Source organism: Streptomyces sp. NBC_00203, assembly GCF_045206325.1.
Lineage (GTDB): Bacteria > Actinomycetota > Actinomycetes > Streptomycetales > Streptomycetaceae > Streptomyces > Streptomyces lutosisoli.
Window position 1 is genome coordinate 3,735,263 of record NZ_CP108126.1, and the last position, 13,353, is coordinate 3,748,615.

Below are 13,353 nucleotides of genomic sequence, written 5' to 3' on the forward strand. Positions count from 1 at the left end.
TACGACCGGCATGCCGGCCACGCACGGCGAAGACGGCCTCCGGACCGCCGCCATACGGATCTCCGGGCTGACCGTCCGGCACCGCAGGACCACCGCACTGGACGCCGTCGACCTGGACTTCGGCCCCGGCGTCCACGGTCTGCTCGGCCCCAACGGCGCCGGCAAGACCTCGCTCATCCGCGTCCTCGCGACGGTCGCGGAGCCCACCGCGGGCCGGGTGGAGATGCTCGGCAGCGACCTCCGCGGCCACCGGGAGCGCGGCGCGGTCCGCCGGGAACTCGGCTATCTGCCACAGGACTTCGGGTATTACCCGGGTTTCACGGTGCGGGAGTTCGTCGCCTACGTGGCGTGGCTGAAGGAACTGCCGGCCGTGGCCGCCTCCGCCGCGGTCGAACGGGCCGTGGCCCGGGTCGGCCTCGCCGACCGTATCGACGCGAAGGTCAAGACCCTGTCCGGCGGCATGATCCGCCGTGTCGGCATCGCCCAGGCCATCGTGAACGACCCCCGCCTCCTGCTCCTCGACGAACCCACCGCGGGCCTCGACCCGGAACAGCGCGTCGAGTTCCGCGCGTTGCTGCGGGAGCTGGGCGAGAGCGCCACCGTGATCGTCTCCACCCACCTGGTGGAGGACGTGGCCGCGGCCTGCACGGACGTGACCCTGATCGAGACCGGCCGGGTCGCCTACCGCGGCACACCCCGCTCGCTCGCCGCCCTCGGCGCGAACGGTCACGAGTCCGACGGCAACGCCATCGAGCGTGGTTACACGGCGGCCCTGCGCGGCCACCGCACGGCGGCGGGGGCCGGCCGATGAACGTACGTGTCCAGCCGAACGGAGACAGCCCGGCCGACGGCCGACCGGCCGGCACCGGGACCCGCCGGCCCGACGACGGCCGTCAGCGGATCCCGCGCCCGCAGGCGCCGTCCGCTCCGAAAGCCCGCCCCCGTTCCGCTCCCCACCCCTTCCGCGTCGAGTCCCTGCGCGGCTTCGCCCCCTGGGCAGGCGGCGGACTGATCCTCGCTCTCGGGTGGACTCTCGCCGCCACATCGGTCCAGTGGCAGGGCAGTTGGGGCGAGATGACCGAAGAGCTCAACACCGCGGCTGGCGTGATCGGCGTCCCGTTTGCGATCGCCTCGGGTGCCTGGCAGGGCGGCCGGGAGCGCAGACGGCGGACGACGGAGCTGTTCGCGTCGACCGCTCGTACGCCGCTCGCCCAGTTCCTGACGGCCGCCCTGCCCCTCGCCTGCTGGCTGGCCGGGGCGTACCTGGTAGTGACCGCCGGGGCGGTCCTCGCCTGCGCGCCGTACGCGTCGGCGGGCGACCCGATGCCGCTCGTCCACGCCGCCACCGCCCTCTCTCTCGCCGCCTGCACGGTCCTCGGCCACACGGCCGGGCGGGTGGCGCCCTTCCGGCTGACCGCTCCCGTGCTCGCCATCTGCGGATACGTCGCCGCCGGCACCCTCGGCAAACAGCCGTCCAACCTCCGTTACCTCGGACTCGCCCTGCTCCACGTCTTCGGTGACGACGTCCTCCCCGTCTGGTGGTATCCGCTCCTGTCGGCCCTGTGGGCGGCCGGGCTGGCCACCGCCGCGGTCCTGGCCCATGCCGCGTACCGCAGGGCCACCGCGCTGCTGCCGCTCGCGGCCGCGCTCGGCGCCGCCGTCCTCCTGGTGCAGACGGGAGACGGCCTGCTGCGCGACAACCCGCTCGCCCGGCAGCAGGTGTGCGACGAGTCGACCACCCCGAACATCTGCGTCAACGCCACCTATCCGGGCATGCTGCCGGAGGTGACGCACGCGCTGTCCGGTCTCACCGGCCGGCTGAAGGGCGTGGAGAACCTGCCGGTCCGCTACGAGGACCTCTGGCGCGACCCGCACAAGGACGAGGCACAGCTGCCGAACCTCACCCCGTTCGGCTGGAGCGTCGTCCGCGGCAAGGTGACCGACCCGGAGCAGTATGCGTGGGAGGCCGCCGGGGCGCTGGTCCGCATCGACTGTGAGGATCTGCCGCCCCAGCGGATCCAGGTGACCGACGACGCCGTACTGCGCTGGCTGGCCCCTGATTCCTTGTCCAAGGAGATACGCGAGCAATCCGTGGCGCAGGCCCGGCAGCAAGGTGAGACGAAGGAACTCGCGAGGTTCCGCGCGGAGGACAAGGCATACGCACACCTCACCGCGATGACCGACGACGAACGCCGCTCCTGGCTCAGCCGCTACTTCGCGACGGCCCAGAAGTGCGACCCGAAGGCGAGCGAGGTCCCGTCCCTGTGAATGCCGCACGGAGACTCAAGGTGAACGCCGTATCCGGCCCCGGGCCGGGCCCCCTCGTCCTCTATGCCCGCTCGCGCGCCGTCCCGGCGACTGTGGCAACCCTGCTCTGCGCCGCGCTCATCACCCTGTGGGTGGCGAGCCGCCCGGCCACGTACCTCGACCCGTACAGCAGGGTGCCGTTGCTCTCGCTCGCCCCGCTGCTGGCCTCGACGGCGATCGGCGTGAGCCTCCACACGTACACACACGACCTGGACGACACCGCCGTACGCCCCTGGTGGCCGCGGCGCCTGGCCCACCTGCTGGTGCTGACCGCGCTCTCGGCGGTGCTGCTGGCCCTCGCCGTACCCGGGCACGCCCAGGAGTTCGGCGCGGCGGCGATGGTCCGCAACACGTTGGGGGCCATCGGCATCACGGCGGCCTCGGCGGTGCTGCTCGGCGCCCGGCTGAGCTGGATGCCGACGACGCTGTACTTCAGCGCCGTGTTCCTCTCGGCCGCCTCGCCCCGTGTGAGCAAGGCAACCGTCCTGGGCTGGTTCATGCAGCCGGGCCCACAGCGCGGCGCCTGGGCCGTGGGCCTCGCACTCTTCGTGCTGGGCACGGCACTCTACGCAGCGCGCGGCCCCCGACCCGAAGGACCCCGCGCCTGACGCGGGGTCGTACGGGTCCAGGCTGCAGCCAGGTACACAAAGGCCCGGATCGTCAGGCGGAGATGCCGTCGATCCGGGCCATCGCGTCGTCCGCGCCGTACGGCTGCAGGTAGGGCAGCCAGCGCGGGTCCCTATGCCCTGTTCCGATGATGCGCCATGCGAGCCCCGTCGGCGGGGCGGGTTTATGGCGCAGGCGCCAGCCGATCTCGACCAGGTGACGGTCGGCCTTGGTGTGGTTGCAGCGGCGGCATGACGCCACCACGTTTTCCCAGGCGTGCTGACCTCCGCGGGAGCGCGGGATGACGTGGTCGACGCTGGTTGCGACGCCACCGCAGTACATGCACCGGCCGCCGTCGCGAGCGAACAGAGCTCGCCTGGTCAGCGGAACGGGCCCCCGGTAAGGGACCCGCACGAACCTCTTCAGCCGGACCACGCTGGGTGCGGGGACAGTAACGGTTGCGCTGTGCATAAAGGCGCCGGATTCCTCGAGGCAGATGGCCTTGTTCTCGAGGACGAGGACGAGCGCGCGGCGGAGCGGTACGACGCCGAGCGGCTCGTACGACGCGTTGAGGACCAGGACATGCGGCACGGATGCCTCCTTGGGCGTCGGCGGCGCGTGGCTCGCGCCGGGACGATCTGTGGCCAGTGTCCCCGAATGCCTGGTGGAAGCGCCACCATGTCCCGGTAACGGGCTGGGAGTGTTTTCGACCACACCTTCTTCGTCCCCTTCTTCATCCCCAGGTGAGCACTGTCTCTCCCTCGAACATGGCGACGAGCCTCCCGCGTTGCCCCGTTAGTGTGGTGGGTCTGCCCGACCGGTGCCCCTCAATGTCCCCTGCCGCGGGCGGACCGCTACGCCTGGAGGTACCTGCCGTGTCCCTGCCCGTCCTATTGGCCGTCGGTTCGACCCCGTCGCCGTCACCCTCGACGTCGACGGACCCGACGGTCGCCACGCTTCAGGACGCCCAGGAAAGTGCGACCAACGCCGCCGGCTGGATCGAGCAGAACTGGTCCACCTGGCTCAGCATCGGCCTGCGGGTCCTGCTGATCCTGGTGATCGCGGGTGTGCTGAGAGTGGTGGTGCGGCGGGCGATCACCAAGCTCATAGAACACATGAACCACACCGCGCAGGCCGTCGACGGCACCGCGCTCGGCGGTCTGCTGGTCAACGTCGAACGCCGCCGCCAGCGCTCCCAGGCCATCGGCTCGGTGCTGCGCTCGGTCGCGTCCTTCCTGATCATGGGCACCGCCGCGCTGATGATCCTCGGCACGTTCGAGATCAATCTGGCCCCGCTGCTCGCCTCCGCGGGTGTGGCCGGTGTCGCGATCGGTTTCGGCGCGCGCAACCTGGTCACCGACTTCCTCTCCGGCGTCTTCATGATCCTGGAGGACCAGTACGGCGTCGGCGACATGATCGACGCGGGCGTCGCCTCCGGCGAGGTCATCGAGGTCGGCCTGCGCGTCACGAAGCTGCGCGGCGACAACGGCGAGATCTGGTACGTCCGCAACGGCGAGGTCAAGCGCATCGGCAACCTCTCCCAGGGCTGGGCCACGGCCGGCGTCGACGTCACCGTCCGCGCCTCGGAGGACCTGGACCGCGTCCAGTCCGTCCTGAACCAGGTCGCCGAGACCATGAGCAAGGAAGAGCCCTGGAACGAGCGCCTCTGGGGCCCGATCGAGGTCCTCGGCCTCGACAGCGTCCTCCTCGACTCCATGGTCGTCCGCGTCTCGGCCAAGACGATGCCCGGCAAGGCCCTCTCCGTCGAGCGCGAGCTCCGCTGGCGCATCAAGCGCGCCTTCGACGCCGCGGACATCCGCATCGTCGGCGGCCCCGCCCCGGCGGAGGAGGAGGACCCGGCCCCGGACCCCACGGAGTCCGTCGCGGCCCCGTCGGCCCACGCGAACCTGGCATCACCGCAGGTCGCGGCCACCGCACCGATCCCCGCGCCGAGCGCTCCGGCGAGCACGCCGAAGTAGCACGGTGTACGACGGAGGCGGCGCCCGGAGTGTCCGGGGCGCCGCCTCTTTCATATGCGCGCCCCGGAGATGGCCGCCGTAACGGTTCAGCACGCTCGTTCGAGTGAACGCGTGCGGAATTCCCAGGTCGTAGGGCGTGCGCGTGGCCCATCGTTCTGCCGGGGCACCCGGCACGGGCGTAGCCTGGCATCAGCGTACGAGGGAGAAGCATCGATGAGCGCCGAACCCATCATGGAGCCGGTCATGACGCAGCAGGACCCCATCGATCTGCTGATCGCGATCGAGAAGGCGTCAACGACGCCTATTCGACCCGAGTACGTCGAGGGGATGGCCATCGTGCCACCGGCACCGAACGACAACCACAACGACGGCGCAGGCGAGCTGTTCTTCCAGTTCCGCGTCGCAGGACACCGCCTGGTGGGCATGGGCAACGGCTACCGAGCCGCCCACAAGGACGGCACCACGATGGCCCTGCTCATCCCGGACTTCTACGTCCGTCGTCGTAAGCCGAGCGAGCTCGACGAGTCGTACCTCAAGGCCCACAGGGGCTGGTACCCCATCGACATGATCGCCCTGGTCGGCGAGGTCACCTCCACCAACCACGAGACGGACACCGGCCCGAAGCTGCGCGCCTACGCCGCCGCGGGCGTCCCCGTCTACGTCCTGATCGACCGCAACACGAAGACGGCCCACTGCTACACCGACCCGGTCCTGTCCGGCGAGGACCCCACGAAGGCGTACTACGACTCCGAGGTCAGGACCGCCCTGGGCGGACAGCTTCGCCTTCCGGACCCGTACCCGACCCTCGACACGGCCGCCTTCCTGGAGACAGCGGAGTAAGCCCGACGCTCAACCGGTCCGCTCGTCCCCCGTGGCGAAGAACTTCCCCACATAGGCGTCCGCGGGAAGGTCGCTCTCCCGCATGAGGGAGAAGACCTCGGCCCCCTCACCCGGCCCGCCGTCCATCCGGTACGTCTCGGCGAAGCCCGTGTACTCGGTGTCGTCCAGCGCCTCGCCGTACTCGCGCGCCTCGGCCTCCGCGCGGGCGATGGCCTCGTCCGGCGAAGCGGCCGTCCACAGCGTCAACCGCTCCTCGAAGACGCCCAGGTCACGATGGCGGAACACGCATCGGACGCCGTACCAGGACAGTTCAGCCACGGGACGCCCCCGAGGACTCCAGTCCCACGGTCCGGGCTATCTGGCAGATCGCGGCGAAGGAAGCCCCCTTGCCCAGCCCGGCGACTCCCAGGGCGCCTTCCCCGTCGTGGACGTCGAGGAGGACGTCACCCGCCGTCGCGTCGAAGGCCATCGACCCCCAGACGGACCGGTCCCCGCGCCCGGGGCGCCACCGGAAGTGGATCTCCTCGTGGCCTCGCTCGGCGACGAGGAACACCCGCTCCGACGCCTTCAGTTCGTCGCGCACCCGCTCCTGCCAGCCGTCCGAGACGGGCACCGCGCGCAGCACATGCGTCTGCCGCTCATCCAGGGCCCCGGCGGACAGCTCCACGCCGGCCGCACGGGCTCGCTTCCTCAGCACCAGAACCCCGAGGGCCGCCCCCGCGAGGCTCACGACCGTCCACGCGAGCAGGGCGCCGGCCGCCTCCTCGCCGGCGGCTCCCCAGGTGAACTCCTCGTCCAGGAGGGCGATGAGCACCTGGGTCACCGCCAACGGGACACACCCGACAGCAGCCGTGCGCCAGCACGCCATCAACAGCCTCATGAGCGAGTCCCCGCACAGACCATGTCGTAGGCCTCTCTGAACCAACGTTTCTTCGCGGGCTTGCGGCCACACGCCATCGAGGCCTCATCACTCCCGTACCAGGCCGTGACGTTGCCGTAGAGCGGCACGGCCGACGCGCCCGGTCCCGTCTCACAGTCGAGGGCGAAACTCGCCTCCACGACGTGCACACCGTGGGCTTCCAGGAACTGCCGGGGCTTCCCCTCCAGGTCGAAGAAGGTGGCCTCTTGCTTCCCCTGAACGGGCGCGGCCTTCCCGTTGCGCCACAGGAGCCGCCCGTCCAGGTCCAGGCGCTTTTCGAGTGCCCTGTAGACCGTCTTGTCGGACACCGCTCCACTCGCCTCGACATGTGCCACGACACTGCGCACCCGAGCGAACCGGAAGGTGACCTTGGCGGAGTCCTTGCCGGCCTTCACCCGGACGAGTTGCGACACCGCGATCGTCTTCGGGCTGTCCGACACCTTTCCCCAATGGAACGTGCCCTTCGCGCACGAGGACGACGCCGAGGACGAGGGCGACGCGGCGGAGGACGGTGTCCCAGAGGGAGCCGACGAGGCACCGGACCGCGTGTCGCAGGACACGGCGGCAGCCGTCAGCAGACACAGCAGTCCCGCCCACGCCATGCGGTTCGCCTTCATGCAGTCACTTCCGGAGGGTTCGGCCCAGGTTGGGGATGCCCGGGCTGAAGCCCTGGCCGCCCGGCACCGTACGTCATCAAAAAACGGGTACCTGTGAGCGTGCACAGGAGGGACGGCCCACCGTCATCACATGGTGACCTCGAACCGCTCCAACACCCTTGACGCGCACGGACACAGGAGACTCAAACGGTTCACGCCTGTGCCGGGACTGTGTGGACACGGCCGAAGCATTCCTGCCACATCGGACAGATGATCCCCAATGCCCGCCACACGGCCCCGACCTGCGCTTATAGAGGATCGTGACGAAGTCGTAATGCGCATGATCCCGCCACTGGACCCCCACTTCCGCACGCCCGGAATTAATCGTCTTCACAGGCTGCCCGCATTACGCCCACATCCGGCCACGCCATATCGTCACCCTCAACAGCGGGCCCTTGTTCTGGAGCTCAATGCCCGGGGGCCCGCTTCGAATGTGGGGAATCCATGCGCAAGTTCGCCATAGGCGCCGCCGTTTCCGGTGCCCTGGCTCTGTCCGCCCTGGCTGTGCCGACCGCGTCGGCCGCCACGCCGGACCTGACCTTCTCCGGCGTGGTGGTCAACGGCGGGAAGGCGATCGTCGTCGGCACCACCAGCACGGTGAAGATTCCGGTCACGTACACGCTGACCCGCCCCGCCGACCTCGTCATCGACTACAAGACGACCGCCGCGGGCATCTCGCTCTACCGGGGCTCACTCGCGGAGCCCGACAACGAGATCGGGAACGACGACGCTCCCACCTGCACCACCACCGCCACGACCGACACCACGGTGACCGAGTCGTGCACCGAGACGATCGCCCTCGACCCGTACGACTACCTGTACGAGGCCGCGGACGCCACCACCTGGAAGGTCGCCGGCTACTACGGGCACATCGACCAGGACGACGACGACTCCGACGGCCACGTCAGCCTCGACTACGGCTACGACATGTGGGGCAGCCTCGGCTCCGCCCAGATCAAGCGCGCGGCCAAGCTCACCGCCAACGCCACCCCGGAGCCGGCGGTCGCGGGCAAGACGATCACCGTCAAGGGCACCCTGACCCGCGCCAACTGGGAGACCAGCAAGTACTCGGGCTACAAGGGCCAGTCGGTGCTCCTGCAGTTCCGCGCCCGCAACAGTGACACCTACACGACCGTGAAGACGGTGACGTCCGGCACCTCCGGCGCCCTGTCGACCACCGTGAAGGCCTCGAAGAGCGGCTACTACCGCTTCAAGTTCGCGGGCACCTCCACCACCGGCGCCAAGACCGGCGCCGGTGACTACGTCGAGGTGGACCCGGCGCCCACCCAGGTGTAGTCCCGGCCGCAGGGCATCCGCGAGCCGCACACCGCAGCCGCAAGGCGCCCACAGGCCCCGCACCACCCACGCACCGCCCCCGCAGGTAACGAGTCTGTTGCCGCGGGGGCGGTTTCTCTTGACGCCCCCGCGACCTCCGGCCTACTTTCCTTCCATCGAACAGGAAACTTTCCTAACAGTGATCTTGCGGCACGCCTCACGGACCCGCATGGACTTCCCTACCCGATCACTGGGAAGCTGGGCAGCTGAGAAAGGTCAGGTGTCGACACATGGCAGGATCCGCCGGTACGCCGGGCACTCCGCGCGTCCTGCGCGCCATGAACGACCGCGCCGCCCTCGACCTGCTTCTCGCGCACGGACCGCTCACCCGGACCCGGATCGGGAAGCTCACCGGGCTGTCCAAGCCCACCGCATCGCAGCTCCTCGCCCGTCTGGAGGCGGCCGGCCTCGTGCTCGCCACCGGCACCAGCGAGGGCCGCCCGGGCCCCAACGCCCAGCTGTACGTGGTCAATCCGGGCGCCGCCTACGCGGCAGGGCTGGACGTCACCCCCGAGCGCATCCTCGCCGCCGTCGCCGACGTCACCGGCCGCACGGTCGGCGAGTACGAGCTGGCCACGCCCGGCCGCCGCCCCGCCCAGCCCGTCGTACGCCAGGTCACCGACGCCCTCGACGGCGCCGTGAAGGCGGCCGGGCTCGCCCGCGACGACGTCCGCCGCCTCGTCATCGGCACCCCCGGCGCCTTCGACCCGAACACCGGACGGCTGCGCTACGCCTCGCACCTGCCCGGCTGGCACTCCCCCACCCTCCTCGACGAGCTCGCGGCCGCACTGCCGATGCCCGTCGAGTACGAGAACGACGTCAACCTCGTCGCCATAGCCGAGCAGCGCCTCGGTGCCGCCCAGGGGCACGAGGACTTCGTGCTGCTGTGGAACGAGGGCGGTCTCGGCGCCGCGCTCGTCCTCGGCGGACGGCTGCACCGCGGCTGGACCGGCGGCGCGGGCGAGGTCGGCTTCCTGCCGGTGCCGGGCGCGCCCCTGGTGCGCCAGGTGACCAAGGCCAACAGCGGTGGCTACCAGGAGCTGGCCGGTTCGCAGGCCATTCCCAAGCTGGCGCGCGAGCTCGGCATCAAGGACGTACCCACAGGTCCGTACGCCGAGGTCGCCGCCGCCCTCGTCGGGCAGGCCGCCGCCATCGACGAGGGGCCGCACCGGCGGCTCCTGGAGACGTACGCGACCGGGCTCGCCACCGGTCTCGCCTCACTGGTCTCCGTGCTCGACCCCGAGCTGGTCGTGCTCAGCGGAGCCTCGCTCACCGCGGGCGGCGAACCGCTGCGCGCCCTGGTCCAGGACGAGTTGGAGGAGCTGGCCGCGTCCCGGCCGCGCCTCGTCGTCGGCGACGTACACGAACACCCCGTGCTGCGCGGCGCGTTGGAGAGCGCCCTGGCAGCCACCCGCGACGAGGTCTTCGACACCTCCCGCTAGCCCCTTCCCCGCTTCCCCGCACGCTCACCACCTTCCTTCACCGCCCCCGCCCCGCCCTGCGCTGCCCTAGGGAGACCCCGTCATGCCCGGAATGCCCCGGAAAGCGGTCGTCGCGCTCGCCGCTTCCGCCTCGATAGCCCTCCTCGCCACCGCCTGTACCGGCCAGTCCTCCTCGGGCGCGAACGACGACGCCTCCAAGGACCAGACGATCAACTTCTGGCACGCCTGGAGCGCTCCCGGCGAGGTCAAGGCCGTGAAGTCGCTGGTCGCGGGGTTCGAGAAGACGCACCCCAACATCCACGTCAACATCGTCGCCAATATGACCGACGACAAGATCAACCAGGCGTTGCGCTCCGGCGGCGACAAGGCCCCCGATGTGATCTCCTCGTTCACCACCAACAATGTGGGCAAGTTCTGCTCCTCCGGCGCCCTCGTCGACCTCAACCCCTTCTTCAAGAAGGCGAAAATCGACCCGGAGACGACCTTCCCGAAGGCGATGAACGAGTACACCCAGTTCGACGGCAACCGCTGTTCGGTTCCGCTGCTCGGTGACGCGTACGGGCTCTACTACAACAAGACCGCGTTCAAGAAGGCCGGGATCACCAGCCCCCCGAAGACCTGGTCCGAATTCGAGGCCGACGCCAAGAAGTTGACCATCACGAAGGGCGACTCCTACTCGCAGCTCGGCTTCATGCCGGACTACCACGGCTGGGAGTCCACGACCGAGCACTACTTCGGTCAGTTCTCGCCGACGTACTTCGACAGCAGCGGCAAGTCGAACATCGCCAAGGACCCCGCTTTCACCGCCGGTTTCACCCTCCAGAAGAAGCTCGTCGACGAACTCGGCGGCTTCAAGAAGCTGGAGACCTACCGCTCCAAGCTCGGTGACGAATGGGGCGCCAAGCACCCCTTCCACACCGGTCAGGTCGCCATGCAGCTGGACGGCGAGTGGCGGCTCGGCATGGCCGAGGAGGCCAAGCCGGACTTCGAGATCGGTGTCGCCCCGCTGCCCGTGCCCGACGACCAGGCCGACCAGTACGGCAAGGGCTACATCACCGGCACCATCGCCGGCATCGCGGCCACCAGCAAGAAGCAGAACGCGGCCTGGGAACTGGTCAAATACATGACCACGAACACGGACGCGGTGGTCGGATTCGCCAATGCCATCCACAATGTCCCCTCCACGCTCGCGGCGCTCAAGTCGCCGAAGCTGAAGTACGACCCGCGCTTCAAGACGTTCCTGGACATCGCGTCGAACCCGAACTCGACGACGACTCCGGCCTCCATCAACGGCGGCACCTACCTCGTGACGATCCAGCAGTTCGGATACGACTACGAGAGCGGCAAGACCAAGGATCTGAAGGCGGGTCTGGAAAGCGCCGCCAAGCAGATCGACACGGACATCGCGCAGGCGAAGTAGTACGAGGATGAGCACAGTAACCCTCGCTTCGAAGCGCCGTCGTTCCGCGCTGCGAACGCTCGCCTTCATGTCGCCCTGGCTGATCGGTTTCGGGGTCTTCTTCGCCTACCCGCTGCTCTCGACCGTCTATTTCTCCTTCATGCACTACGACGGCTTCAAACCGCCGACGTGGAGCGGGACGAAGAACTGGACGTACGTCTTCGAGAACTACCCGCTGTTCTGGCCCGCGTTGAGAAACACGCTCTGGCTGGTCGTCGTCATGGTCAGCCTCAGGGTCGTCTTCGGGCTCGGCGTGGGACTGCTGATCACGAAGATCAAGACGGGTACGGGCGTCTTCCGCACCCTCTTCTATCTCCCCTACCTCGCCCCGCCGGTCGCGGCCACGATGGCCTTCGCCTTCCTCCTCAACCCCGGTACAGGACCGGTCAATTCGATCCTGGAGAAGGTCGGCATCCCGGCCCCCGGCTGGTTCAACGACCCCGCCTGGTCGAAGCCGGCCCTGACCCTGCTGGCCCTGTGGGGCATCGGCGACCTGATGGTCATCTTCATGGCCGCGCTGCTCGACGTACCGAAGGAGCAGTACGAGGCGGCCGAGCTGGACGGCGCCTCGGCGTGGCAACGGTTCCGGTTCGTGACGCTGCCGAACATCTCGCCGATCGTGATGTTCGCGGTGGTCACGGGCGTGATCGCGGCCATGCAGAGCTACACACAGCCGCTGATCGCCGGAAAGGTCGCCTCGGGTGTCATCCAGGGTGCCGGTACGCAGTTCGAGCCCGGCTACCCGGACAAGTCCACCCTGACCCTCCCCCAGCTCGTCTACAACCTGGGCTTCCAGCGCTTCGACTACGGCTCGGCCTGCGTGGTGGCACTCGTCCTCTTCGTCCTGTCCATGGTGTTCACCGCGTTCCTGATGCGGCGCCGGGGCGGCCTCATCCAGGCAGGTGACTGACGTATGACTCAAGTACTGGACAAGCCCGCGGAGTTGGCGGTCACCGCCTCGCCCGCCGAGCGCACCGCCCGCCGCAAGGCCCTCCTGGAGTGGGTCGCGGTCCACGCGCTGGGCGTGGCGGCCGCCCTCTTCTTCGTCCTCCCCTTCGTGTTCGTGTTCCTGACCTCGCTGATGAGCGACAGCCAGGCACTCAGCCGCGATCTGATCCCGCACACCTGGGAGTGGGGCAACTACAAGAAGGTCTTCGACACCCCCGGCTTTCTGACCTGGTGGAAGAACACCCTGCTGTACGCCGGCGCCGGCACCGTCCTGTCGGTCGTGTCGTCGATCCCGGTCGCCTACGCGCTCGCCAAGTTCCGCTTCCGGGGCCGGAATCTGTCGCTGATGCTGGTCATCTCGATGATGATGCTGCCGCCCCAGGTCGTGGTCATCCCGATGTACCTGTTCTGGGCGAAGCAGCTGGACCTGTCCGGCACGCTGTGGCCGCTGATCATCCCGATGGCGTTCGGCGACGCGTTCACCATCTTCCTGCTCCGCCAGTTCCTGATGACCATCCCGAACGAGTACCTCGACGCGGCGAAGGTCGACGGCTGCGGGGACCTGAAGACGCTGCTGAAGGTCGTCCTGCCGATGGCCAGGCCCGGTATCGCCGCCGTCGCGCTCTTCCAGTTCTTCTACGCCTGGAACGACTACTTCGGCCCGCAGATCTACGCCTCCGAGAACCCCGGCGCCTGGACCCTCTCCTACGGCCTGGAGTCGTTCAAGGGCGCGCACCACACCGACTGGAATCTCACCATGGCCGCGACCGTGCTGGTCATGGCCCCCGTGATCCTCGTGTTCTTCTTCGCGCAGAAGGCGTTCGTCGAGGGTGTCACGCTCACTGGAGTGAAGGGTTGACGT

At 69.1% G+C, this 13,353-nt stretch carries 15 protein-coding genes; 11 read left to right on the top strand and 4 right to left on the bottom strand.

From position 1 onward, the window contains the following. Positions 1-10 precede the first annotated feature (10 nt). The 3 genes from OG975_RS16840 to OG975_RS16850 are packed head-to-tail and all read left to right on the top strand — an operon-like array spanning position 11 to position 2,915. On the top strand, positions 11-811 hold the full coding sequence (locus OG975_RS16840) for an ABC transporter ATP-binding protein (RefSeq protein ID WP_406336294.1): 801 nt from the start codon (positions 11-13) through the stop codon (positions 809-811). After that, positions 808-2,268 (top strand): hypothetical protein, encoded by a 1,461-nt coding sequence (locus OG975_RS16845; protein WP_406330055.1) that lies wholly within the window; start codon positions 808-810, stop codon positions 2,266-2,268. The genes OG975_RS16840 and OG975_RS16845 overlap by 4 nt, the downstream gene beginning before the upstream one ends. 20 nt (positions 2,269-2,288) lie before the next feature. Continuing rightward, positions 2,289-2,915 (top strand): hypothetical protein, encoded by a 627-nt coding sequence (locus OG975_RS16850; RefSeq protein WP_406330057.1) that lies wholly within the window; start codon positions 2,289-2,291, stop codon positions 2,913-2,915. Positions 2,916-2,967: 52 nt separating this feature from the next. On the opposite strand, the gene OG975_RS16855 is transcribed toward OG975_RS16850, so the two are convergent. Then, entirely contained in the window at positions 2,968-3,504 is a 537-nt protein-coding gene (locus OG975_RS16855; RefSeq protein WP_327428786.1) for an HNH endonuclease, read from the bottom strand. Between the two features lie 239 nt (positions 3,505-3,743). Here OG975_RS16855 and OG975_RS16860 point away from each other — a divergent pair, with 239 nt between their 5' ends. Together OG975_RS16860 and OG975_RS16865 are read left to right on the top strand one after the other, a co-directional pair. After that, the gene (locus OG975_RS16860; protein WP_406330059.1) at positions 3,744-4,892 is read left to right on the top strand and encodes a mechanosensitive ion channel family protein; all 1,149 of its coding nucleotides are present in this window, start codon (positions 3,744-3,746) and stop codon (positions 4,890-4,892) included. A 213-nt stretch (positions 4,893-5,105) separates the two neighbouring features. Then, positions 5,106-5,732, top strand: a complete 627-nt coding sequence (locus tag OG975_RS16865; RefSeq protein ID WP_406330061.1) for a Uma2 family endonuclease — start codon at positions 5,106-5,108, stop codon at positions 5,730-5,732. Positions 5,733-5,741: 9 nt separating this feature from the next. Here the strand turns inward: OG975_RS16865 and OG975_RS16870 are convergent, their stop codons facing one another. Genes OG975_RS16870 through OG975_RS16880 form a run of 3 tightly spaced genes read right to left on the bottom strand, consistent with a single transcriptional unit; the run spans position 5,742 to position 7,091 of the window. Continuing rightward, positions 5,742-6,050: a hypothetical protein gene (locus OG975_RS16870; protein WP_406330063.1), complete on the bottom strand. Its 309-nt coding sequence runs from the start codon at positions 6,048-6,050 to the stop codon at positions 5,742-5,744. Then, on the bottom strand, positions 6,043-6,561 hold the full coding sequence (locus tag OG975_RS16875; protein WP_406330065.1) for a hypothetical protein: 519 nt from the start codon (positions 6,559-6,561) through the stop codon (positions 6,043-6,045). Before OG975_RS16875 ends, OG975_RS16870 begins: the two co-directional genes overlap by 8 nt. A gap of 47 nt (positions 6,562-6,608) precedes the next feature. Then, positions 6,609-7,091, bottom strand: coding sequence for a hypothetical protein (locus OG975_RS16880; protein WP_406330067.1), 483 nt, complete (start codon positions 7,089-7,091; stop codon positions 6,609-6,611). Between the two features lie 16 nt (positions 7,092-7,107). On the opposite strand from OG975_RS16880, the gene OG975_RS16885 reads away from it, so the two are divergent. The 6 genes from OG975_RS16885 to OG975_RS16910 all read left to right on the top strand — a co-directional run bounded on the left by OG975_RS16885 (position 7,108) and on the right by OG975_RS16910 (position 13,350). Continuing rightward, on the top strand, positions 7,108-7,365 hold the full coding sequence (locus tag OG975_RS16885; protein ID WP_406330069.1) for a hypothetical protein: 258 nt from the start codon (positions 7,108-7,110) through the stop codon (positions 7,363-7,365). Between the two features lie 386 nt (positions 7,366-7,751). Further along, a complete protein-coding gene (locus tag OG975_RS16890; protein ID WP_406330071.1) occupies positions 7,752-8,603 on the top strand; it encodes a hypothetical protein in 852 nt (283 codons plus the stop codon). Positions 8,604-8,872: 269 nt separating this feature from the next. After that, the gene (locus tag OG975_RS16895; RefSeq protein ID WP_406330073.1) at positions 8,873-10,084 is read left to right on the top strand and encodes an ROK family protein; all 1,212 of its coding nucleotides are present in this window, start codon (positions 8,873-8,875) and stop codon (positions 10,082-10,084) included. An 82-nt stretch (positions 10,085-10,166) separates the two neighbouring features. Further along, positions 10,167-11,504 carry an ABC transporter substrate-binding protein gene (locus OG975_RS16900; RefSeq protein ID WP_406330075.1) on the top strand — a complete coding sequence of 446 codons (1,338 nt, stop codon included), beginning with the start codon at positions 10,167-10,169 and terminating at the stop codon, positions 11,502-11,504. 7 nt (positions 11,505-11,511) lie between these two features. Continuing rightward, positions 11,512-12,453 carry a carbohydrate ABC transporter permease gene (locus OG975_RS16905; RefSeq protein ID WP_406330077.1) on the top strand — a complete coding sequence of 314 codons (942 nt, stop codon included), beginning with the start codon at positions 11,512-11,514 and terminating at the stop codon, positions 12,451-12,453. Positions 12,454-12,456: 3 nt separating this feature from the next. Then, positions 12,457-13,350: a carbohydrate ABC transporter permease gene (locus OG975_RS16910; protein ID WP_406330079.1), complete on the top strand. Its 894-nt coding sequence runs from the start codon at positions 12,457-12,459 to the stop codon at positions 13,348-13,350. Positions 13,351-13,353 lie beyond the last annotated feature (3 nt).